Origin of the sequence: Streptomyces sp. LBL (assembly GCF_029893585.1) — a bacterium.
Classification (GTDB): Bacteria; Actinomycetota; Actinomycetes; order Streptomycetales; family Streptomycetaceae; genus Streptomyces.
In genome coordinates, this window is sequence record NZ_JARXYX010000021.1 from 39880 (window position 1) to 63434 (window position 23555).

Annotated in this window: 16 protein-coding genes; 12 read left to right on the top strand and 4 right to left on the bottom strand. The window is 68.5% G+C overall.

The genetic code is table 11. The annotated features are described in order from the left end of the window. Positions 1 to 12 precede the first annotated feature (12 nt). Together M2271_RS24655 and M2271_RS24660 are read left to right on the top strand one after the other, a co-directional pair. Positions 13 to 3129, top strand: coding sequence for an RNA 2'-phosphotransferase (locus M2271_RS24655; RefSeq protein WP_280889498.1), 3117 nt, complete (start codon positions 13 to 15; stop codon positions 3127 to 3129). 1322 nt (positions 3130 to 4451) lie between these two features. Further along, positions 4452 to 5330 (top strand): hypothetical protein, encoded by an 879-nt coding sequence (locus tag M2271_RS24660; RefSeq protein WP_280889499.1) that lies wholly within the window; start codon positions 4452 to 4454, stop codon positions 5328 to 5330. 27 nt (positions 5331 to 5357) lie between these two features. On the opposite strand, the gene M2271_RS24665 is transcribed toward M2271_RS24660, so the two are convergent. Beyond that, a complete protein-coding gene (locus M2271_RS24665; protein ID WP_280889500.1) occupies positions 5358 to 6161 on the bottom strand; it encodes an EI24 domain-containing protein in 804 nt (267 codons plus the stop codon). 340 nt (positions 6162 to 6501) lie between these two features. Between M2271_RS24665 and M2271_RS24670 the strand changes: the two genes are divergently transcribed. Then, entirely contained in the window at positions 6502 to 7653 is a 1152-nt protein-coding gene (locus M2271_RS24670; protein WP_280889501.1) for a serine hydrolase domain-containing protein, read from the top strand. Between the two features lie 100 nt (positions 7654 to 7753). On the opposite strand, the gene M2271_RS24675 is transcribed toward M2271_RS24670, so the two are convergent. Beyond that, positions 7754 to 8221: a GNAT family N-acetyltransferase gene (locus tag M2271_RS24675; protein ID WP_280889625.1), complete on the bottom strand. Its 468-nt coding sequence runs from the start codon at positions 8219 to 8221 to the stop codon at positions 7754 to 7756. Positions 8222 to 8653: 432 nt separating this feature from the next. Beyond that, complete coding sequence (locus M2271_RS24680; protein ID WP_280889502.1) at positions 8654 to 9682, bottom strand: NADP-dependent oxidoreductase; 1029 nt, start codon at positions 9680 to 9682, stop codon at positions 8654 to 8656. A 95-nt stretch (positions 9683 to 9777) separates the two neighbouring features. Here M2271_RS24680 and M2271_RS24685 point away from each other — a divergent pair, with 95 nt between their 5' ends. Further along, positions 9778 to 10242 (top strand): MarR family transcriptional regulator, encoded by a 465-nt coding sequence (locus tag M2271_RS24685; RefSeq protein WP_280889503.1) that lies wholly within the window; start codon positions 9778 to 9780, stop codon positions 10240 to 10242. Positions 10243 to 10292: 50 nt separating this feature from the next. Here the strand turns inward: M2271_RS24685 and M2271_RS24690 are convergent, their stop codons facing one another. Beyond that, positions 10293 to 10964: a hypothetical protein gene (locus M2271_RS24690; RefSeq protein WP_280889504.1), complete on the bottom strand. Its 672-nt coding sequence runs from the start codon at positions 10962 to 10964 to the stop codon at positions 10293 to 10295. An 885-nt stretch (positions 10965 to 11849) separates the two neighbouring features. Here M2271_RS24690 and M2271_RS24695 point away from each other — a divergent pair. From M2271_RS24695 to M2271_RS24730, 8 genes are all read left to right on the top strand, one after another. Beyond that, entirely contained in the window at positions 11850 to 13010 is a 1161-nt protein-coding gene (locus M2271_RS24695; protein ID WP_280889505.1) for a mandelate racemase/muconate lactonizing enzyme family protein, read from the top strand. Further along, positions 13007 to 14017: an alcohol dehydrogenase catalytic domain-containing protein gene (locus M2271_RS24700; protein WP_280889506.1), complete on the top strand. Its 1011-nt coding sequence runs from the start codon at positions 13007 to 13009 to the stop codon at positions 14015 to 14017. Before M2271_RS24695 ends, M2271_RS24700 begins: the two co-directional genes overlap by 4 nt. A gap of 381 nt (positions 14018 to 14398) precedes the next feature. Next, positions 14399 to 15367, top strand: a complete 969-nt coding sequence (locus M2271_RS24705) for a hypothetical protein (RefSeq protein ID WP_280889507.1) — start codon at positions 14399 to 14401, stop codon at positions 15365 to 15367. A gap of 139 nt (positions 15368 to 15506) precedes the next feature. Beyond that, positions 15507 to 16628, top strand: coding sequence for a multiple monosaccharide ABC transporter substrate-binding protein (chvE, locus tag M2271_RS24710; RefSeq protein WP_280889508.1), 1122 nt, complete (start codon positions 15507 to 15509; stop codon positions 16626 to 16628). Positions 16629 to 16670: 42 nt separating this feature from the next. Next, complete coding sequence (gene mmsA / locus M2271_RS24715; RefSeq protein ID WP_280889509.1) at positions 16671 to 18221, top strand: multiple monosaccharide ABC transporter ATP-binding protein; 1551 nt, start codon at positions 16671 to 16673, stop codon at positions 18219 to 18221. After that, a complete protein-coding gene (gene mmsB / locus M2271_RS24720) occupies positions 18218 to 19465 on the top strand; it encodes a multiple monosaccharide ABC transporter permease (RefSeq protein WP_280889510.1) in 1248 nt (415 codons plus the stop codon). Before mmsA ends, mmsB begins: the two co-directional genes overlap by 4 nt. Before the next feature lie 133 nt (positions 19466 to 19598). Further along, complete coding sequence (locus M2271_RS24725; RefSeq protein ID WP_280889511.1) at positions 19599 to 20747, top strand: aldose epimerase family protein; 1149 nt, start codon at positions 19599 to 19601, stop codon at positions 20745 to 20747. A gap of 250 nt (positions 20748 to 20997) precedes the next feature. Further along, entirely contained in the window at positions 20998 to 22785 is a 1788-nt protein-coding gene (locus tag M2271_RS24730; protein ID WP_280889512.1) for an aminotransferase class I/II-fold pyridoxal phosphate-dependent enzyme, read from the top strand. Positions 22786 to 23555 lie beyond the last annotated feature (770 nt).

Sequence of the window (23555 nt, forward strand, 5' to 3'; positions counted from 1 at the left end):
AGACTCACCGGGGTGAACGCGGATCGGAAAGTCACGCCGCTGGATCTTGCGCGCCGGACGCCGCCTCCGGTGTCCGGCTTCTCCGAGGTGGAGATCCGCCTCGCGGTGGAGGAGCACTGTCCCGAGCTCGTCAGCCTGCTGCACTGGCTCGGGTGCTCGCTCGACGAAACCTTCTCCGAGTGGATCCGACTCCGCGGAGCACCGTGGGTATCGACCGTAGTGAACCCGCAGACGCCGGCCCGCCGTATTTTCGGACTCTGGCAGGAGTTCCTCGGCGATGACAGCCGCCCGCTGCTGGAGCTACTGGTGTTCGAGTACGTCTTCTGTCAGCCGGCCGCGACGACGCAGAGACTTCCACCCGGAATGCACTTCGCGAAGACGCTTCACGTGGTCCGACAGCGGATCGCCACCAAGCTGCACCAGCACGCGCTCGACGTGACCTGGCAGCGGCCCACGGTGTTCTCCCGGGCACTGCGCCTGGCCGAGGTGTACCTGGACGCCGTGGTGAGCGACAGCGAGTTGACCAGCGTGAACGCTCGTCACCAGTTCAGCGGACGGCTCGGCCAAGGCCCGGTGCTGGTCAGCAGGTTCGAGTCGGTCAGCACGGCTGAGCTGTCACGGTCCGCCGGGCTGATCCGACGCTCGATAGAGGACGGCAACAAGGTCACCGACGCCGTGCCGTACCTGCTGGAGGGCTTCCTGCGCCTGCACGACAGCACCGGCGACCGCAGGTACCTGGGCCAGATCATCGAGGCGCACCGGGAGTTCGCCGACGCCGAGAAGAGCACCACCTGGCGACTGCACATCGCCGAGGCGTGGCTGCGGCTGGCCGACGGGCGCCCGATGGACGCAAGGACCGCTCACTACCTCGATCAGGCTGCCACCACCCTCGACACCATCCGAAACTTCGTCAGTGGTGAGGCGGTGCGCCACACGCTCCTGCTAACCGTTGTCACCCAGGCACGCACGGTTCCCGAGTCCGCGACCGTCCGGCTCACGCTGCGCGGTCTGCCGAGCCAGTTCGGGTTCGACCAGCAGGTGCAGCGGTTCGTCGGCGCTGGGGCCCCGGCGTCGTCGCTCCCGGATCTGGTCCTCGGAGCCCTGAACGAGCGGTTCAAGGGCTCAGGGGAGCCGCTAGTCAGGCGCCTTCTCGCCGACTGGCACCGGGCGTGCGCACAGTTCGTCGAGTATCCGACCCCGACCCGGCTCGAACTGCGCCGTACGGTCCTCGACCTCCTCGGGGGCGGCACGGCAGGCAACGCTCTGACGGACACACCGAGCCGGATGCGGTACGCCGACGACCTGCTCCACGTGGCCGCGCTGGGCGTCTCGCCCCAGCACTGGACCGAGGGAGTGGTACGGCTCGTGCAGGAGGCTGCCTACGACCCGTCGACGTGTGTCCCCCTGGTCGTTCTGGGTCGGGAGGCCGAACTCGGGCGGAGCGTCAGTCCTGCCGACCGCGCCACGCTGGAAGCCCGGCTGGCCAGCCTCGTCCCGGATCCCGCTTCCTGGGCCCGGGCACTCGCCGACGGCGACGCGGGCTTCTACTACACTCGGGCGGCCACCCGCGCGATGACCAGTCCGGACGTGACCCGGCGCAACCTCGGCGGCCGCAGCAACGTGGTCACCGTCGAGGACCACCTGGGCTTCGCCTCGTCGACCCTGGTGTTCAAGCCCACGCACACGGACAACGTCGAACGCGACACCCGTACCGCGCAGGCCGTGCAGACCACTCTCGCCCGCATGAGCGCCGACATCCGCTTCCGCACCAGTGACCTGATCACCACCCTGGACGCAAACGAGCTGAGCAGCCGTTCGGGCCTCGCGTCCAACGTGAACGTGATCACTGTCCGACGGTTCGAGCACGGAACGGTCCTCGCCGAGCTGCTCTCCCCCGAAACGGAAGACGCCTCCGCGGACCTGCTCAAGCAGGCGGCCGCCTTCCTCGCCTACATCCACGCCGCTCCCCGGCCAGGCGATGCCATGCCCACCAAGGTCCGCGCCAAGGTGCGCGGTCGGGTGCGGATGTGGCTCCGCGACATCTTCCCCAAGGGCGCCGGCAAACTGGTCGACCAGGCCTTCGACAGCTGGTGGACGCTGCTGGCCGACGCACCGACGCTTCCCCGCCGGGACGCTCACGCGTTCAACTGGCTCATCACCGACGACGGAAGGATCGTCGCCATCGACCTGGAGGCGACGGGCCACGAACCGGTCGGGTGTGAACTGGCCCAGCTGACGGACGACGTGCCGGCCCTATCACCCGGGTCCTGGGACCTTCGCCGTGAGGTGTTCGAAAGGTACGTCGAAGCGCTGCGCGAGTGCACCGGTGAACCGTATGACGACGCGGAGGTCGAACGGATCTGGGCCGTCTACCGCGCCTCACTGGTCGTCAGGGCGGTGCGGTGTCTGACGGATCGAACCGGCGACCCCTCGCTCCGCCGGCACGGCGAGGCCATGCTGGACGAAATCAGTACCCACCCGGAGTGGGGCTCCGTCCACGAGGTGGCCGTCACCCTGCGCGACGCCTGGGCCGAGCGGCGCGGCGCCCCAGGGGGCGCGCCATTGCAGGAGCTCAACCTCGGACGCAAGCGGCGAATCAGTAAGGCCCTTGCCTACCAACTGCGTCACAACCCGAACCTGACAACGGACCCGCAGGGCTGGGCGCGGCTCGACGACCTCCTGTCCGCACTCTCGGAGGCCGGGCAGCCCGCGTCGTCCGCAGAGGTGCTGGCCGTCGCCCAGGCCTTGGATGAGCCGCGCTTCGAGGTCTGGGACGACCTGATCCGCGCTCGCTACGGCCACACCAGGTCCGCACCCGACGACCACGCAGTCGGGACACCGGACGGAGTGCTGTACCATGCTACGGCGTCGGTGAACCTGCACGACATCTTCCAACTCCGGCAAGGCCTACGGCCGATGGCACGCAAGACCGTCCACCTCACCACCGATCCACGAACGGCGATCCTCGCCGGACGGCGACACGGTCCCGCCGTACTGCTGTCGGTCCACGACCCGGCCGCTCACGGCCTCGAATGCCGCTATGCCGGGGGCACCACCTGGCTGATCGACGCGGTGCCGGCCGGGGCGCTGGCGGTGGTGCCACTCCACCAGCTCTTCTCGGCGCACTGAGCTTGATTCTGTCGGGGATCTTGGAGTTTCGCGGCGCGGCAGCCTGGCCAACGGGCATGCTCGGGTAGTTCCGTTGACCGATGCTGTAGTTGTCGAGGTGCCCGTTGTCCCTCCGCCCGCGTTCCGGTGAGCAGGTTCCGCCTCTGACTGCACAGGTCGCGCGGGCGAGCAATCCGGGTGGTACGACGGCGATACGGGTGCGGACCGGCTGGACGGGCTGTGGTGCGACGAGGACTTCGCCGACTGGTACCCGCGGGACGGGCGGCCGGAAGCGAGATTCTGGAATCCTTCGCGGTGCTGCCGTTGTTGAGCCGCAGCCACGTTTCCAATACCTCGGGGACCTGGAATCCCAGGGAATCGCGCAGTTCTCGGACATCGGCCTCGGTGGCCGGGGGATTGAGCGCCTGCGCACTGGCGGGGGCGTTCTCCTCCAACCACCGGACGATCCTGATCCACGACGACCTGACAACATCCGCATGAGACATGGAATCTCCCTCCCTGCTCAGATCGGCACGCTATCGCAGTCCCGACACTCCAACCGCCTTGGTCTTCCTACACCACCGTCACGACTGCGCGAATGTGCGCCGTGGACGGCACAGAGAGCAGACCACGGCCTCATGGGACTGACATGCCGTGTAGCGGGGCGAGAGCTGTGGCACCCTGGCCAGGCTCTGACCCCTGACCGGCTCCGCCATTCCCGCTCAGTGAACCACTCACAGCACAGCCACCGCCGCCAGGCGCGTCCGGCTCACGCCTGGCGAGTATGAGGGGCACGATGCGCTCGCGGATCTTCCGGGCGGACGGCGGACGGCGGACGGCCGTGCAGGAGCAGGTCCCGGATGATCAGCGCCGGTCCGACTGAGGGGCCAACAAGCCAAGGGACAAGATCGTGAGACGGAAGTGCCGTGTCCCTCGAATGAGACGACGGATGAAGTGCAGGTCACCACGCTGGAACAGGACATTCCGATTGCGGACCTACATGTTCGTCACACAACGATCTTGAACACCCTCGCTCTCGTTTCCGCGGGCACCCCTTGGAATTGATCATCTAGTAGTCTTGACCGCTTCAGCTCTCCTGGTCAGTGCCTGCTCCTCCCTGCCGAGAAGTACGGCTACCAAATCCCCCCGGCGCTGCAGGAACACACCGAACAGACCCTGCGTGATCTGTCCGGTGTCGAGGTGGAGGTCCTGACCGGCCACACAAAGCCCGAACCGCCCAAGACTCCCGAGGAAGTCAGGGCACCAAGCCCGCTCGGGCGGAGTACAACGGGAAGAAGTTGAAGACGGGGGGCTGTGTCGGCTGGTTCAAGGATCAACTCGGTGTGAAGGAAGTCGACCCGACCTTCGTGGCGCAGCTCGCCGGGGACAGCCTGGTGCAGTCGATGAAGGAAGACAAGGTCATCAAGGCCCTTGCTGCGTGGTCTTCGTGTATCGACGGCAAGGGACACGCGGGACTTGCCGATCCGTACAAGGCGATGGACCAGGGTGTCACGAACGATGAGGAGCCGTCGCAGGAGTCCATCGCTCTGGCGGTCGACGACATCGACTGCAAAAAGCAGACGGATCTGGTAAAGATCTGGTCCGATGTGGAGTCTGTGATCCAGGACGGACAGATCGCCGACAACAACAGCCGGCCGACCAGCATCAAGGATGCAGCATGGCAAGGAAATCGCCGCCGCGCGCAAGCAGCTGGCAGCTTCCGTCCAGTGAGGGTTGACGTGGTGGTGCCCGGACCGTTCATGGTCCGGGCGCTGTGCCTGATGGCGGCGTGTGTGCTGGCCGCCGGATGTACGGACGACGCCGCTGACAACACCCCCGCGTCGCGGCGGTCGCCGACTCCGAGCGCGGAGCAGAGCAGTCCGCACGTGCGTCCATCACCTGTGGCTTCGGTGCACTCCGAAGGCCGTACACGTGTCCTGGAGTACGGAGACCTGATCGTGCGCGCCACACCGGAGAGCAGCGGTGTGCGTACCGAGATCGAGGTGGCCAATACCTACCAGCGGAAAGCGACGTACCCGGTCCAGATCAGCATCGCTGACGGCGAGGGCTGGACCGCGCACAACCGGTTCTGGCTTCAGGACGTCCCTCCGGGAAAAACCAGGCGGGATGACGCGGTGATCGGCTCGGAAGGCATGGGTCCGGTTCCGCAGGTACCGAAGATCTACGTCGATGAGTTCACTCCCCTCGTCGACCGGAAGTAGGCAAGGGAACGCTTTTGCTGTGCGTACTTAAAGCGGAGTGACGCCCTCGGCGGTGTTCTCGTCATCGTCGTGCTGACCGTCGGTGATCTCCTCGCCGAGCAGGTCGCGGGCCATCAGCGTGGCGCCCGCGACCGCTCCCGGCATCAGAAAGACGGCGACGAACGGCACCAGGAAGGCCACCGCCAGCGGGGTGCCGAAGCCCCAGACGAGGGTCTTGCGGGTGCGCAGGAGGGCGAGACGGTCGCGGAGTTCGACGCGGCGGCGCTGCAGGGCGACCGCGGTGAGTTCCTCGGTGAGGAAGAACCCGGTGACGAAGAAGCCGATCACCGGGACGACCGTCTGCCCGACGAACGGGACGAAGCCGAAGGCGAAGAGGAAGACACCCCACAGGGCGGCACGTACGACGATACGGAGGCTGTCGCGGGCCGAGATCCACAGCTCGCGCCAGAGCGGCAGCCCCGACTCGGGGGCGGTGCCGTCCGGGGAGACGTCCCGGTCGGTCCTCTCGGAGAGGTTCTCGTAGAACGGCTGGCCGACGAGGAGCGTGACCGCGGTGAAGGTGACCACGGACAGGAGCAGGCCGAGGGCGAACAGGACCGCGGTGAGGAAGCCGCGGAAGAGGCCGAGCCAGGGGCTGGACCAGTCGTCGGCGAAGGGGGTGGCCCAGGCGACGAAGTCCTCGCCCCACAGGGCCAGCGCGACCAGTGCCGCCGCGTAGAGGACGAGGGTGATCAGGCCCGGGAGCAGACCGAAGCCGTACTGCTTCCCGTGCCGGGCCACCCAGCGTTGGCCCTTCAGGAGGTACTTGAATCCCGCCCCAAGATCGCGCATGGGAAGACTCTACCGAGGGCCACGTCACCCTTGGCATGCCTGGCCCGGCAGTCTTGGGATGCCCGGTCCGGCCCCGTCGGGAGGTGCCGTCCGGGGCATCGCGGCACGCAGTCCCTCTTGTTGCGGATGAGTCGAACAGGTACCTCTCGCCGTACCGATCTCAGGAAGCCCCTCAGGAGGTACGTGTGCGCAGCAGAAGAACCGTTCCTGCAAGACCGGGACCCGTCCTGTTCGGCACCGACCCCCTCTTCCGGGGCCACCCCGAGGGGGAGTTCGCGCAGGTCGCACGCGCGTTGTCCACTGTGGGACACGTGGGCAGCGGTTCAGGTGAGGAGAGCGGATGACGCAGGAGATCCACGGCACCGTAGCGGACGGCTTCGAGGCGGTACGTGAGGAGTTCGTGGCCTTCGTCGCGGGGGAACTCCCGGACTACGAGGGCCAGGTGTGCGCGTACGTACACGGCCGCAAAGTCGTCGACCTGTGGGCCGGTGACGGGGTCGACGGCGGCTCCCTCTACGGGGTGTTCTCGTCGACCACGGGGGCGGCCCATCTGGTGACCGCGCTCCTGGTGCAGGACGGCACGCTGGAGCTGGACCGCAAAGTCACCTACTACTGGCCGGAGTTCGGGGCGGAGGACAAGGGCGCCCTGACGCTGCGCGATCTACTCGCGCACCGGGCGGGTCTGGTCGGGCTGGACGCGGGGTTCTCGCAGCAGGAGTTGGCGGACGACCGGACGATGGCCGAACGCCTCGCGGACCAGCGGCCGTTCTGGCGCCCCGGCACGGCCTTCGGCTACCACGCCCTCGTCATCGGCGCGCTCACCGGTGAGGTCGTACGGCGGGCCACCGGCCGCAGGCTCCAGGAGGTGTACGAGGAGCGGATCCGCGTGCCGCACAGGCTGGACTTCTTCCTCGGGCTGCCCGCGGCGCTGGAGCCCCGGTACCGCTCCGCGCAGCCGCTGGCTCCGACGGCGGCGCAGCAGGTCGTGCTCGACGCGGTACCGAGGGGGCCGCACACGCTGTCGTCGATCGCGTTCAACACGCATGTACCCGAGCCCGGGAGTCCGGAGGAGTACGTCAACTCCCGTGCCGTGCGCGCGAAGGGGCCGGCGTCGGCGGGCGGGGTCGCCGCCGCGCGCGGACTCGCCGGGATGTACGCGGCGGCGATCAGCGACGTGGACGGACGCGGGCCGCTGCTGAAGCCGGACACCGTCGCCGAGGTCGGACAGATCCACTCCGTCGGGTACGACCTGGTGGCCCGGGCCCACAAGTCGTACGGCCTGGGTTTCCAGGCGACGGCGGACACCTGGTACCCGTTCCTGGGCGTCGGCTCCTTCGGCCACAGCGGCGCGGGCGGCTCCCAGGCCTTCGCGGACCCGCGCAGCGGCCTGGCCTACGGCTACACCCGCCGCCGGATGGTCTTCCCGGGCGGGGCGGCACCGGAGAACGAGCGGTTGGTGAAGGCGCTGCACGCAGCCGCCCTGGGGAACTGAACCGGCGGCGACCTGAACCCGGCGGCGACGCGACAACCAATGACAAAGGACCCTGAAGGGCATCCGCTGGGGAGGCCGGCCGCTTCCAGCAGCAGTCTGATCAGACAGGAATTTCAAATATGAGTTCGAGGCCGTCTTCCTCGTCCCACTGCTCTCCGACCTTCACGAAGCCGAACCCGGAAATCGTGGCCAGGGATGCGGCGTTGTCAGGACTGATCGTCACCCGCACGGTCCTGACTCCGGCTTCGGCAACGGCCCGCTGCACCAACGCGGTCAGCATCGCCCTGGCGTAGCCCTGACGACGGTGGACGGGGACCACCGAGTAACCGAGCTCCACCATGCCCGCCTCATCCGGCGGCCCATGGAACCCCGCGTACCCCACGACGGCCCCTTCCGGCTCGGCTACCACGATCTGAGTGAGCCATCCGGCGCAACCTGGGTTCGAGGCCAGCTGATTGACCCGATACTGCCAGACCCACTTTGCCTTGTCGGTGACGAAGTACTCGGTGAGAGCGACACCTGCCACGGCACTGGCACGATCCAGGTCGTCCTTCAGCAAGGCGCTCATGGCCGTGCTCGACAACTCGACACATCGCACGGACTTCGGGTTCGTGGGTGCCGGGGCCAGGTTCTCAACTTTGTCTGTCACAGCGCGATGGTCGTGGAGCTTCCACGACGTGTCCAACTGTTTTCGCCGTGGTCGACGAGGCGCGACCGGCCAGTGGACGGCCGAGCGGCACGGCCGACACCACCGGCTCGTCGAACAGCCGGAGCATCTCCAGCCCCAGGCGGTCGGCGGGGATCGTGCCGAGGCGACGCACAGGTCGACCTCCTGGCCGGGCAGCCGGCGGCGCCTCTCACGACATCGCCGACGGCAAGCCCGCAAACGCGCCGAACTGCGGAAGAAGAGCACCCGATCAGCCCGGCGCCGCCTGGCCGGCCGCTCACTCAGGGAGCAAGGTCACGGCCGTTCCCTTTCGGTCGTTCACGACCGAGACGGTCACAGCTTGACGATCATCTTCCCGGTGTTCTCGCCGCGCAGGACGCCGAGGAAGGCCTCCAGGTTGTTCTCGATGCCCTCGACGACCGTCTCGCGGTACTTCAGCGCGCCCGAGGCGACCAAGGGGCCGACCTCCTGGACGAACTCAGGCTGGAGGTCGTAGTGGTCGCTGACAACCAAGCCCTCGATACGGCCGCGGGTCGCGATGAGGCGGGCGAGGTTCTTCGGACCGGGGACGGGCTCGGTGCTGTTGTAGACCGAGATCATCCCGCAGACCGCGATCCGGCCGCCCTGGTTCAGCGACCCGAGGGCGGCCTCCAGGTGGTCCCCGCCGACGTTGTCGAAGTAGACGTCGATGCCGTCCGGCGCGGCCTCGCGCAGCTGCTCGCTCACCGGGCCGTTCTTGTAGTTGAAGGCCGCGTCGAAGCCGTACTCCTCGACGAGGATCTTGACCTTCTCGTCGGAGCCGGCCGAGCCGATGACCCGGGAGGCGCCCTTGAGCTTGGCGATCTGGCCGACCTGGCTGCCGACGGCACCGGCCGCGCCGGAGACGAACACCGCGTCGCCCTCCTTGAAGGAGGCGGTGCGCAGCAGGCCGGCGTAGGCGGTGAGGCCGGTCATGCCGAGGACGCCGAGGTAGGTGGAGAGCGGGGCGGCCTCGGGGTCGACCTTGACGGCCTGCTTGGCGTCGAAGGTCGCGTACTCGCGCCAGCCGCCGAAGTGCAGCACCCGGTCGCCCACGGCGATGCCCTCGGCCGCGGAGGCGATGACCTCGCCGACCGCGCCGCCCTGCATGGCCTTGCCCAGCTCGAAGGGGGCGATGTACGACTTGGCGGCGCTCATGCGGCCGCGCATGTACGGGTCGACGGAGAGGTACTCGTTGCGCACCAGCACCTGACCGGGACCCGGCTGCCTGACCTCCGCCTCGGCCAGCTCGAAGTTCTCAGGCTCGGGCCAGCCGACGGGACGGCTGAGCAGACGCCATTCGCGGCCCACTGAGGGGAGGGTGGGGGTGGGGGCGTCGGTCATGGGGTTGTGGCCTTTCCTCGCGAATGCTTCAGTATCTGAAACAACCATGCCCTTGAATATTTCAGGCTGTCAAGTAACGGGGTACCCTGCATCTCATGGCCGCACCCGAGAAGACCCGCCGTCTCGACGCCCAGACCATGGAGGTGGTCGAGCTGATCGGTGACGTCGTGGCCCGTTTCCACGAGGACTACGAGGACGCCGCGGCCGAGCACGCGCTGACCGGGGCGCAGGCGCGACTGCTCAGCCTGCTGTCTCTGGAGCCGCTGCCGATGCGGAAACTGGCGCAGAGGCTGAAGTGCGAACCGTCCAACGTGACCGGGATCGTGGACCGGCTGGAGTCACGGGGCCTGGTGGAGCGGCGCACGGACCCCGGGGACCGCCGGGTGAAGCTGGCGGCGGCCACGGAAGAGGGCCGCCGCGTGGCCCGCGAACTACGGGAGGGCCTGCGTTTCGCCCGGGAGCCCCTGGCCGGCCTCTCCCACGACGAACGCGAGTCGCTGCGGCATCTGCTGCGCCGCGTGCTCACCGCCGACACCGAGGCCCGGAACAGAATCGGTTGATGACCTGACGGACCGATGGACAGATGGACTAATTCGCTATAGCGAACCGTTTACGTGCACCACCACAGGAACCGGTCACACGGCTGGGACGGCGTCGGATCCGGGCTCGGGTTCGACGTTGTCGGGTCGGCCGTGGGGGTCGGGTTCCGGGTCGGCGTCGACTGCCGCGGGGGCGTCGGGGAGGCGACCGGCGCGGTACCGGTCGGCGTCGACCGGGGGTCCTTGGTGGGCGCGTCGGCGTCTTTTTCTTTATCGGACTTGTCGTCTTTGTTGTCCTTATCGTCACCCTCGTCCTTCGAGTCGGAGGCCGAGGGTGACGCCGAGGAGTCCGGGGAGGGCGAGTTCGCGGCTCCGCTTCCGGTGCCCGGGGTGCCGTTCGACGGGTTCGCCGTCCCGCCCACCTCCGGAGAGGCCGCGACGTCGGCCGCCTCGTCGCCGGCCACGGCCGGTTTCGGGGACGAGCTCGGTGCGTCCATGCCGAGTTCCGCGAGGCTGAGCCCGCCGGCCGCCAGCAGGAAGCCCGCGGTGATCAGCAGAGTCCGGCGCCGTCGGCGTCGGTGCGCGGCGGCTTTGCGATCGCGGCGGCTCGCACCGGCCGCCGGTCCGTCGAGGTCGCCCTCGGCGTCGTCGTAGCGGTCCGCGGAGTCCTCGTGGTGGTCGGCGGAGTCCTCGTGGTGCCCGGCGTCGTCGAGGCCCGCGGGCTCCCGGGGTGCGTCGGCCACCCGGCCGCCGCGCCCGCGCGCCCGCCTGCGCGCCGCCCGGCCGCCCCCCCAGGGGCTCTGCCGGGCCCTCACCGTCCCCCTCGCGGTCGTTCCCGTGCGCGGCGGGCTCATTCCCGTGCGAGGCGGGCTCGCCGCCGTGAGGGGCGGACTCGCCGCCGTAGGACGCCGGCCCGTCACCGTGAGAGGCGGACTCGCCGCCGTAGGACGCCGGCCCGTCACCGTGAGAGGCGGACTCGCCGCCGTAGGACGCCGGCCCATCAACGTAGGACGTCGCGCCGTCACGGTAGGACCCGGGCCCGTCACCATAGGACCCGGACTCGCCTCTGTAGGACCGGGAGTCGCCCCCCTGGGAGACGCCCTCGTACCCGCCCTCGTACGCCCCGCCGGCCTCGTACGCGACCGCAGGTGTCTGCGTCGCGGATGCGCGGAGATGGTCAACCAGGGCGCCACATCCCGGGCAGGCGAGGGCGCCGTTGAGGTGCCTGCGGCACGGGTGGCAGTAATCCATGACGCGGGAAGATTAAGTGCCGCTCAGGCGACGTTCCTAGTCGCAGCTGTGAATGTTGTGTAGGGAACCGAGCGTTCCGGCGCGATCACGTGCGGTCACGCGTGGTCAGGCCGGACAGGGCCGGACATGGCGCCGAAACCGCCCCCGGAGCCGCCACCCGAGCCGCCGCTGAGCCGCCACCGGAAGCCGTGTCGAAAGCCGTGCCGAAAGGGGTATCGAAACCGTTATGCGCTGGACCCATTGACACCCCCCTCACATCGTCCTTACTGTCACGCCAGCATTTCGAACGCGTGACGAAATCTCGAACAGACACCATCGAGTCGACGCAGCAGACGAAAAAGACGAAGCAGCAGACGACGCAGCAAGGGGCAACTGTCGTGCGCATCACCGGAATCAGCACACACGTGGTCGGGACGCCGTGGCGCAACCTGACGTACGTCCAGGTGCACACCGACGAGGGACTCACCGGAGTCGGCGAGACCCGGATGCTGGGCCACACCGACGCGCTGATCGGCTATCTGCGGGAGGCCGCGGCCAACCACATCGTGGGCTCCGACCCGTTCGCGACGGAAGACCTGGTGCGCCGTATGAAGTACGGCGACTACGGGCGGGCCGGCGAGATCGTGATGTCCGGGATCGCCGTGATCGAGATGGCCTGCTGGGACATCAAGGGCAAGGCCCTCGGCGTGCCGGTGTGGCAGTTGCTCGGCGGCAAGGTCACCGACAAGGTGAAGGCGTACGCCAACGGCTGGTACACCACCGAGCGCACCCCCGAGGCCTACCACAAGGCCGCACAGGGCGTGATGGAGCGCGGGTACAAGGCCCTCAAGATCGACCCGTTCGGCACCGGGCACTTCGAGCTCGACCACGAGCAGAGCCTGTACGCCGTCTCCCTCATCGAGGCCGTGCGCGACGCGATCGGTCCGGACGCCGAGTTGATGCTGGAGATGCACGGCCGCTTCTCCCCCGCCACCGCCGTCCGGCTGGCCAAGGACCTCGCGCCCTTCAAGCCCGCGTGGCTGGAGGAGCCGGTTCCGCCGGAGAACCTGAAGGCGCTGGAGAAGGTCGCCGCGAAGGTCGACATCCCGGTCGCCACCGGTGAGCGGATTCACGATCGCATCGAGTTCCGTGAGCTGTTCGAGAGCCAGGCCGTCGACATCATCCAGCCGGACGTCGGCCACATCGGCGGCATCTGGGAGACCCGGAAGCTGGCCGCCACCGCCGAGACCCACTACGTGCTGGTCGCCCCGCACAACGTCGGCGGCCCGGTGCTCACCGCCGCCTCCCTCCAGGTCGGCTTCTCCTCGCCGAACTTCAAGATCCTGGAGCACTTCAACGACTTCGCCGACGCGGAGATCAAGAAGGTCGTCAAGGGCGCGCCCGAGGTGATCGACGGGTACTTCCACCTGTCCGACAAGCCCGGTCTCGGGGTCGAGCTGGACGTCGACGCCGCCGCCGAGTTCCCGCAGCAGCAGGCCCGCTTCGACCTGTGGGCCGAGGGCTGGGAGCAGCGCAAGCCGAAGGGCGCCCAGAAGTGAGCACCCCCGCCGCCGTCGTCATCGAGGCACCCGGTGAGCATCGGCTCACCGGGCACACGCCCCGGCAGCCGGAGGCCGGCGAGGCGCTGGTACGCGTTCACGCGGTGGGCATCTGCGGCAGCGACCGCGAGGTGTACCAGGGCAACCGGCCCGAGGGGTACGTGCGTTACCCGCTCACGCCCGGCCACGAGTGGTCCGGGACCGTTGAAGCCGTGGGCGCCGGGGTGCCCGCGTCCCTGGCCGGCCGCAAGGTCGTCGGGGAGGGCTTCCGCAACTGCCAGGTGTGCGACCGCTGCCATGCGGGCGAGACGACGCTGTGCACGGCGGGGTACGAGGAGACCGGGTTCACCCAGCCGGGCGCGATGGCCGCCACGCTCACTCTCCCGGCGCGTCTCCTGCACGCCCTGCCGGCGGATGCCGACCTGACGGCGGCTGCCCTGCTGGAGCCCGCCGCCTGCATCGCGGCCGCCGCGATCAAGGCGAACGCGCTGCCGGGCGAGCGGGTGGCCGTGGTCGGCACCGGCACGCTGGGGATGTTCGCCGTGCAGTTCCTCAAGGCCGGCTCGCCGGCCGAGCTGCTGGTGGTGGGCACCCGGGACGACCGTGCGGCGCTGTCACGCCAGTTCGGCGCCACGGACTTCCGCACGAAGGACCAGGAACTCCCCGACGACTTCGACGTCGTCATCGAGACCGCCGGGTCCGCGTCCGCCGCACGCACCGCCGCCGCTCTGCTCCGGCGCGGCGGTCGCCTGGTCCTGACGGGCATCCCGGCGCCGGGCGCCGAGGGTCTCGACCCGACGGACCTGGTCGTACGGCAGCTTGAGGTGCACACCGTCTTCGGGGCACCGCCGGACGCCTGGGCGCACACGGTACGGGTGTTCGGGGCCGGACTTCTCGATCCGCTGCCGCTGGTCACGCACGAGCTGCCGCTGGCCGAGTTCCCGCGCGCCATCGAGCTGGTCGGGTCCGGTGATCCGAAGGTCGGGAAGGTGCTGTTGCGCCCTTAGACGGGTGGTGCTGCGCCCCTAGGCGGGTGCTGTTGCGCCCCCGGACGGTGCGGCTGCGCCCCTGAACGGCGTGCTCCTGCGCCCGTAGACGGGGTGCGGAGCGCGCCCGTGGACGGAGCGCTGCTGCACCCCTGGACGGGATGCGGCTGCGCCCTGGACAGGGTGCTCCCGCGCCCGTGGACGGGATGCGGCTGCGCCCTGGACAGGGTGCTCCCGCGCCCGTGGACGGGATGCGGCTGCGCCCTGGACAGGGTGCTCCCGCACTCCAAGACGTGCGCCGGTCCGTGGGGTACCTGACGGCCCCCGGACCGGCGTACCACCAGCTTTTCCGTAACCCGAGCCGCGAACTTCGTCCGACCTACCGAACCCTAAGGACAGCTTGTGACCGACGCTTCCACCACAGCGGCCCGTAGGCCCGGTGAGCAGGCGCTCATCGCCCTCGGGCTGGGTGCGCCCGCCCTCGACCCCGCCGACGCCTCGCCGCACACCTTCCCCGGTGGCGGCCGCTGGCGCACCGAGATCCCCTCGTGCGAGGGTCCCGAGGCGCTGGCCGTCATCCTCAAGGAGTCCTCGCGCCTCGACGTGCCGATCCACCGGATCAGCCAGGGCAGCGGCGTGTGGATGCTGACCGACGCCGAGATCACCGAGATGGTCGAGGCCACCACCGAACGCGACATCGAGCTCTGCCTGTTCACCGGCCCCCGCGGCACCTGGGACATCGGCGGCTCGACCCGGACCGACTCACGCGGTGGGGGTCTGCGGGCCCGCGGCCACGACGCGGTCGCCGGCTGTGTCGAAGACGCCGTCCGGGCAACGGAGTTGGGCGTCAAGTGCCTCCTCGTCGCCGACGAGGGCGTGCTGTGGACGCTGCACCGGGCGCGTCTGGCCGGGATCATCCCGGCCGACACGACCCTCAAGGTGAGCGCCCTCATCGGGCCCGTCAACCCGGCCGCGTACGCGGTCTACGAGAACCTGGGCGCCGACTCGGTCAACGTGCCCAGCGATCTGACGCTCGATCACCTCACCGAGATCCGGCGGGTGTCCGCCGCTCCCATGGACATGTACATTGAGGCACCTGACGATCTCGGCGGTTATGTGCGGATGTACGAGGTCGCCGAGTTGATCCGGCGCGGTGCGCCGCTCTACCTGAAGTTCGGCCTGTCGAAGGCCCCGGCGATCTACCCGTACGGGCACCACATGCGCGATGTGACGCTGTCCAGCGCCCGGGAACGGGTGCGGCGCGGGCGGCTCGCTCTGGACCTGCTCCAACGGCACGGAGCGGACGGCGACATGGCGCCGCTCGGCTCTCGACTGCCGGGCGCGCTGCACAGGTTCGAAACTCCCTCATAACGTTCCGGACAAAGCCCCTTCACAAAAGGCGACGTGGGCGCACACAATCCCACACACCCTTTCTCTCGGTCTTCCTAGCCATCGGCGCCACGGAGCGTGCCCGTGGCGCCGGACCGAGCCCGTCCCGACATCAAGGATGATGATCATGCGTACCCGTCGAGCCGCACTCGCCGCGATAGCCGCCTCCGCCTCACTCGCCATGACTCTGTCCGCCTGCGGCCAGAGCAGCGAGGGCGGCAGCGACGAGAAGGGGGGCACCAGCAACAAGGGCGCGACCATCGGCATCTCCATGCCCACCAAGTCCTCCGAGCGCTGGATCGCCGACGGCAAGAACGTCGTCAAGGATCTGGAGGCCAAGGGCTACAAGACCAAGCTGGTCTACGCCGAGGACGAGCCCGACCAGCAGGTCTCGCAGATCGAGAACATGATCACGCAGGGCGTCAAGGCGCTGATCATCGCGTCGATCGACAACAAGTCGCTCAACAACGTCGTCCAGCAGGCCAAGGACGCCAACATCCCGGTGATCTCCTACGACCGCCTGATCCTCGGCACGAAGAACGTCGACTACTACGCGTCCTTCGACAACGAGAAGGTCGGCGAGCTCCAGGGCAGCTACATCGCCGAGAAGCTCGGCCTGAAGGACGGCTCCAAGAAGGGCCCGTTCAACATCGAGCTCTTCGCCGGCTCCAACGACGACAACAACACCAAGTACTTCTTCGGCGGTGCGATGAAGGTGCTCCAGCCGTACATCGACAGCAAGAAGCTGGTGATCAAGTCCGGCCAGACCGAGCTCACCCAGGTCACCACGCTGCGCTGGGACGGCGCCACCGCCCAGCGGCGCATGGACGACATCCTGACCGGCACCTACAAGAGCGGCCGGGTCGACGCGGTCCTCTCGCCGTACGACGGCATCTCGATCGGCATCATCTCGGCGCTGAAGTCGGACGGCTACGGCTCGGGGAGCAAGCCGCTGCCCGTCATCACTGGCCAGGACGCCGAGAAAGCCTCGGTAAAGTCGATCAAGTCGGGCCAGCAGACGCAGACCGTCTTCAAGGACATCCGTAAGCTCGCCAAGGTCGCCACGAACATGGTCGACTCGGTGCTCAACGGCAAGAAGCCCGAGGTCAACGACGAGAAGACGTACGACAACGGTGTGAAGGTCGTGCCCGCGTACCTGCTGCAGCCGGTGAGCGTCGACAAGGGCAACTGGCAGAAGGAGATCGTCGACTCCGGCTACTACCAGGCCGGCGACCTCAAGTAACCGACGGCGCCCACTGGCAGCAACAGATTGGAAGGCACGACCATGGCGGGACCCGTCCTGGAAATGCGCTCGATCGTCAAGACCTTTCCCGGCGTCAAGGCGCTGTCGGACGTCACGCTGACCGTCCGACAGGGCGAGGTCCATGCCATCTGCGGGGAGAACGGGGCCGGAAAGTCGACCCTGATGAAGGTCCTCTCCGGCGTTCACCCGCACGGCACGTACGAGGGCGAGATCCTCTTCGATGGAGACGTCTGCGAGTTCAAGGACATCAGGGCCAGCGAGCAGCGCGGCATCGTGATCATTCACCAGGAACTGGCCCTGGTGCCCTATCTCTCCCTCGCGGAGAACATCTTCCTCGGCAACGAGCACGCCACCCGCGGGCTCATCAACTGGAGCGACACGCTCAAGCACGCCAGTGAACTGCTGCGCCGGGTCGGTCTCTCCGACCACCCGGAGACCCGCGTCGCCGACATCGGCGTGGGCAAGCAGCAGCTGGTGGAGATCGCGAAGGCGCTGTCGAAGAAGGTGAAGCTGCTCATCCTCGACGAGCCGACCGCGGCTCTGAACGACGAGGACAGCGGCAAACTCATGGATCTAATCCTTGAGTTGAAGAAGCAGGGCATCACCTCGATCATCATCTCCCACAAGCTGAACGAGATCCGCAAGGTCGCCGATTCGGTGACGATCCTGCGGGACGGGCAGACCATCGAGACCCTCGACGTGAAGGCGGCGGACACCACCGAGGACCGGATCATCTCCGGCATGGTGGGCCGCGACCTCGACCACCGCTTCCCCGAGCGGACCGCGTACGAAGGGGAGGTGGGCTCGGCACCGGCTCTCGAGATCCGCAACTGGTCCGTGCACCACCCGATCGACCAGCTGCGCAAGGTGGTCGACGACGTGTCGATCGACGTCAAGCGCGGAGAGATCGTCGGTATCGCGGGCCTGATGGGCGCCGGCCGCACCGAACTCGCGATGAGCGTCTTCGGCCGGACCTACGGCCGGTACACGGGGGGCCAGGTCCTCAAGGACGGCACGGAGATCCGTACGAAGTCCGTCCCCGAGGCGATCAAGCACGGCATCGCGTACGTCACCGAGGACCGCAAGCACTACGGCCTCAACCTCATCGACACCATCAACCGCAACATCTCGCTCAGCGCGCTGGGCAAGGTGGCCAAGCGAGGGATCGTCGACGAGCAGGCGGAGCGGCGGGTCTCCGAGGGCTTCCGCAAGTCCATGAACATCAAGGCGCCCACCGTCTCCGAGCCGGTGGGCAAGCTGTCCGGCGGCAACCAGCAGAAGGTCGTCCTCAGCAAGTGGATCTTCGCGGGTCCCGAGGTGCTGATCCTGGACGAGCCGACGCGCGGGATCGACGTCGGCGCCAAGTACGAGATCTACACGGTCATCGACCAACTGGCCGCCCAGGGCAAGGCGGTCGTCTTCATCTCCTCCGAGCTGCCCGAGCTGCTCGGCATGTGCGACCGCATCTACACGATGGCCGCGGGGCGGCTCACCGGTGAGTTCTCGCGGGCCGAGGCCTCGCAGGAATCGCTGATGCGCCAGATGACTAAGGACAAAGAGGTAACGGGATGAGCACGGATGTGACCGCCAAGACGCCGGCCCCGGCGCCGCCCGGGAAGAGCGGAGGTACGGCCGCCGGCGGAGGCCTGCTGCAGCTCGTACTGGACGGCCTGCGCCGCAACATGCGCCAGTACGGCATGCTGATCGCGCTCGGCCTGATCGTGGCCCTTTTCGCCGTGTGGACGGACGGCGACCTGCTGCTGCCGCGCAACGTCTCCAACCTGGTCCTGCAGAACAGCTACGTCCTGATCCTCGCGATCGGCATGATGCTGGTGATCATCGCGGGCCATATCGACCTGTCGGTCGGTTCGGTGACGGCGTTCGTGGGGGCGTTCGCGGCCGTACTGACGGTGCAGCACGATGTGTCCTGGCCGGTGGCCGTGGTGCTGAGCCTGGTGGTGGGCGCGGTGGCCGGCTCGGTGCAGGGGTTCCTCATCGCGTATCTCGGCATACCGTCGTTCATCGTCACCCTCGCCGGCATGCTGATCTTCCGCGGTATGACGGAGATCCTCCTGGAGGGGCAGACCCTCGGCCCGTTCCCGGACGGGCTGCAGAAGATCGGCAACGGATTCCTCCCCGCGGTCGGCCCCGACACCAACTACCACAACATCACACTGCTGCTCGGCCTGGCCCTTATCGTCTTCGCGGTCTTCCAGGAGGTCCGCGACCGCAGGCGCCAGAAGGAGTTCTCGCTGGACGTGGTGCCGCGGAACCTCTTCCTGCTGAAGCTGGTCTCCATCGTCGCCGCGATCCTCGTCGTCACGATGCTGCTCGCCAGCTACAAGGGCGCGCCGATCATCCTGCTGATCCTCGGCGTCCTCGTGGTCGGCTACGGCTACGTCATGCGCAACGCCGTCTTCGGCCGCCACATCTACGCCATCGGCGGCAACCTGCCGGCGGCGAAGCTGTCCGGCGTCAAGGACAAGAAGGTCACCTTCCTGGTCTTCCTGAACATGGGCGCGCTCGCGGCCCTGGCGGGTCTGGCGATCGCCGCCCGCCTCAACGCGGCCTCACCGAAGGCGGGCCTGAACTACGAACTCGAGGCGATCGCCTCGGCGTTCATCGGCGGCGCGTCCATGAGCGGCGGCGTCGGCACCGTCCTCGGCGCGATCATCGGCGGTCTTGTCCTCGGCGTGCTGAACAACGGCATGAACCTCCTCAGCGTCGGCAGCGACTGGCAGCAGGTCATCAAGGGCATGGCCCTGTTGGCGGCGGTCGGCTTCGACGTATGGAACAAGCGCAAGGTCGGTTCGTAACCGACCGGGGCCCCGCCGACCGGCGGGGCCCCGGCCTTTTTCCGGACTCGATTTTGACAGGAACAGCACAAAGCTGTTGTACGACTACGCACAGTACGGGGAGGCGACTCCCCTCATTCACGAGGAGCCGCACGTGGAACTGAGCAGACGTACCGTCATCGCCGGGGCGGCCGCCGCCGGTGTCACCGCCACCACCGTTGGTGGCACCGCGCACGCCACAGGAGGCAGGAAGCCGGTGAAAGAGCTCTTCGGCAAGCTGGCCGACGGCACGAAGGTCCACCGCTGGTCGCTGGAGAACGGCCGCACGCGTCTGAAGGTCCTCTCCTGGGGCGGGGTCGTCCAGTCCCTGGAGATACCGGACCGCAAGGGCCGCCACGCCAACGTCTCGCTGGGTTTCGACACCATCGAGGACTACGTCGCCTCCAGCCCGTACTTCGGCGCCCTGATCGGCCGTTACGGCAACCGCATCGCCAAGGGCCAGTTCACGCTGGACGGCAAGAGCCACCAGCTCTCCGTCAACGACGGCGCCAACAGCCTGCACGGCGGCGCCCAGGGCTTCGACAAGCGGGTCTGGGACGTCGAGCCGTTCACCAAGGGCTCCGACGTCGGCCTGTACCTGCACTACACGAGCGCCGACGGGGAGATGGGCTACCCGGGCACACTCAAGGTGAAGGTGACGTACACCCTCACCCGGCACGGCGACTGGCGCGTCGACTACGAGGCCACCACCGACAAGGCCACCGTCGTCAACCTCACCAGTCACGTGTACTGGAACCTGGCCGGCGAGGGCAGCGGCTCGATCGAGGACCACGAGCTGAAGATCGCCGCCGCCCGCTACACGCCCACCGACGCGGGCCTCATCCCGACCGGCGAACTGGCGAAGGTCTCCGGCACCCCCTTCGACTTCCGCACCGCCAAGGCGGTCGGCCGGGACATCCGGGACGGTCACCCGCAGCAGGTCCTCGCCAAGGGCTACGACCACAACTGGGTCCTCGACAAGGGCGTCACGGCCGGTCCCGAGCACGTGGCGACCGTCCGGGACCCGTCCTCCGGACGCACCCTGAAGATCGCCACCGTCGAGCCGGGACTGCAGTTCTACTCGGGCAACTTCCTCGACGGCACCCTGGTCGGCAGCGGCGGCAGCACCTACCGCCAGGGCGACGCCCTCTGCCTGGAGACGCAGCACTTCCCGGACTCGCCGAACCACTCGTCGTTCCCGTCGACGGTGCTGCGGCCCGGCCAGACGTACCGGACGACGACGATCCACTCGTTCGACGCGTAGGGCCGGCGGGGCCCTTCGGGACGCAGAGTCCTTCCGGAGGGCGGCGTCTCCGGAGACACCGCCCTCCGGAGACGCCGTCTTTCAGGACAAGTTCGACGGACAGGTTTAGAAGTCCCCCTTCTTCAAAACCCGTTGAACAGCGTCACCCCTGCCACCGTATGTAAGGGCGGCCCGCGCTCCCCCGCGCGGGCCACCTGAGACGACGGGCCCCGGTCGTCCCCGCCGGGCCCGCCCCCTACGGAGGCTCCCCTTGGCTGACAACGTCACCTCGCTGTTCCGCAGCACCGCGGCGCACAGCCCGTCGATGGCCGCGTTGACGCGGGAGGGCGGCGAGGGAGCCGGTCCGGTCGACTTCTGCATTCCCTGCAACCCCTACTTCCCCACCCCCGCCATGTTCGACGAGATGGCGGGCCGGCTGCGGGACATCATCACGTACTACCCGAGCAGCGCCGACACCATCACGTCCGAGCTGTGCAACCTGCTCCAACTGCCGCCGCAGTGCGTGGCGATGGGCAACGGCTCGACCGAGCTGATCACCTGGATCGACCACCTCCTGGTGCGCGAGTCGCTCGCCATCCCCGTCCCCACCTTCGGCCGCTGGACCGACCAGCCGATGGAGACCGGCAAGCGGGTCGACATGTTCCCGCTGCAGGAGTCCAGCGGCTTCGCCCTGGACCTCGCGCAGTACGCCGAGTTCATCAGGGCCCGCGGCACCCGCGTCGCGGTGATCTGCAACCCGAACAACCCCGACGGCGGCTTCCTGCACAAGCACGCGATCGTGCAGTTCATGGACGCGATGGCCGACCTGGACCTGGTCGTCATCGACGAGTCGTTCCTGGAGTTCGCGGACGCGGAGATCGAACCGAGTGTGGTCCAGGAGGCCATGCTGCGGCCCAACGTGGTGGTGCTGCGCAGCCTCGGCAAGAACTTCGGCCTGCACGGCATACGGTTCGGCTACCTCGTCGCCAACCCGGCCCTGGCCGGCCGCATCCGCTCGATGCTGCCCAAGTGGAACCTCAACTCCTTCGCCGAGTATGTGGTGTTCAACCTGAAGGAGCACGGCGCCGAGTACGCCCAGAGCCTCCAGCAGGTCCGCCGGGACCGTATGGACATGGCCGGCCAGCTCGCCAACCTGCCCGGGCTGACGGTCTATCCGTCCCAGGGCAACTTCCTCTTCGTACGCCTCCCCGTCGGAGCCGAAGGCACCGTGGTCCGGGACCGGATGCTCACCGAGCACCGGATCCTCGTCCGCGAGTGCGGCAACAAGATCGGATCCTCCAGCCGCTTCCTGCGACTCGTGGTGCGCCCCCAGGTGGACGTGCGTCGCCTGGTGTCCGGCCTGGAACAGGTGCTCTACGGGACCAGGAGGGGAGCCGCCGTGCCCGAGCCGGCTTATGGGACCAGCTACAGCTCGGGTACGGCGGCCGTGGACCGGTTGGTCGGTTCCACCAACGGTGCCGGTATGCAGGGCCTTGCCGCTCAGGCCATGGCCGTCGGCGCGCAGGAGCTGTCCGCGACCCCGTCCATCGGCGCCGGCATGCCGATGCCGGCGGCGCAGACCGGCCAACCGGCCCGGCCGGTTCAGACCGGTGGTCCCGTGATGCCGATGCCGGCGGTGGCCCAGGCAGCCCCACAGCCGTTCGGCATCTCGGCGCCCGCGCCGGCTGCGGCAGTGCCCGCGCCGGCGCCCATGCCCACGCAGACGCCCAGGCCGGTACCGGCTCCGGTGCCGATGCCGACCCAGATGCCGACTCCGGTGCCGATGCCGACCCAGATGCCGACTCCGGCACCGGTCCCGGCGGCGGCCGTCGCCGCTTCTATGGGCGCTCCTATGGGCGGCCCTATGGGCGGTCCGTTGAGCGCCCCGATGAGCGGTCCCACCCCGCCGGGCGTGCCGGCCCGCGGCGGACTCACCGCCGCGCAGGTTCGCGGCATGACCAGCCCGGCCCCCGTACCGGACCTGACGACGGCCCCGCCCACCGGCTGGCCCAACGCCCAGAGCTGGCCGAACGCGGCCGGGATGGGGCAGGTCGGTTAGCTTGATCCTTACGTCCCGCGTCGACTGGCGTGCCGAACTCGATCACTCGGTCCGCTAACCGCCGTACGCGGAAAGGAAGCCCTCTTGTCAACTACCCGGCGCTGAAGCGCCGGGTAGTTGCACGACGGGCGCCGCCGCTGGGTGTGACACCGCGCGTCCGCAGTGCAGGCCAGTCGCAGCCCCTGGTAGATCACCGTGCCGACGGGGCCGCCTTCGGTGCCAATCGCCCGCCGCCCGAGCCCTTCGCATCGCCCACGCCTGGCCCCGCCTGCGCGGAGGCTTGCGCCCTGCCTGCGCCCTGCCTGCGCCCTGCCTGCGCCCTACTCGTGTCCCGCTCGCGGTCCGTCGACCCGGCGGTGACGGCCTCGCTCCGGTCCCCCTCCATCGCCGTTAGAGGTCGATTACCGCGCCGCCCAACGCGCGAAAATCTATGTTGGTCGGAGTAGACATCGGGCCGTGAGGTGGTTATGGTTTCTCTCGTAGCCGAGATCAACGGGCCCTGGCAGAAACGAACTGCCGGGCAGCAGTACACGCAGTTGCAGTGCGCAGGACGGTGCGGTGGTGGAGTTCCGAAGCCAGAGCGTTTGCAGGACGGCGACGGGACTGACGACCGGACCGGGTGGCCCGCAGTGATCAGGGGCCGCCGTGAGCAGTACCGCAGTGGCAGTACCCGCAAGTGCAGTTCGCAGTAACCAGCAGTGAAGTCAGTGAGCGGTACCTCGGTGAAGGCGTCGGCTGCGGGCGCGCGCATCGGGAGGTTCGGCAGTGGG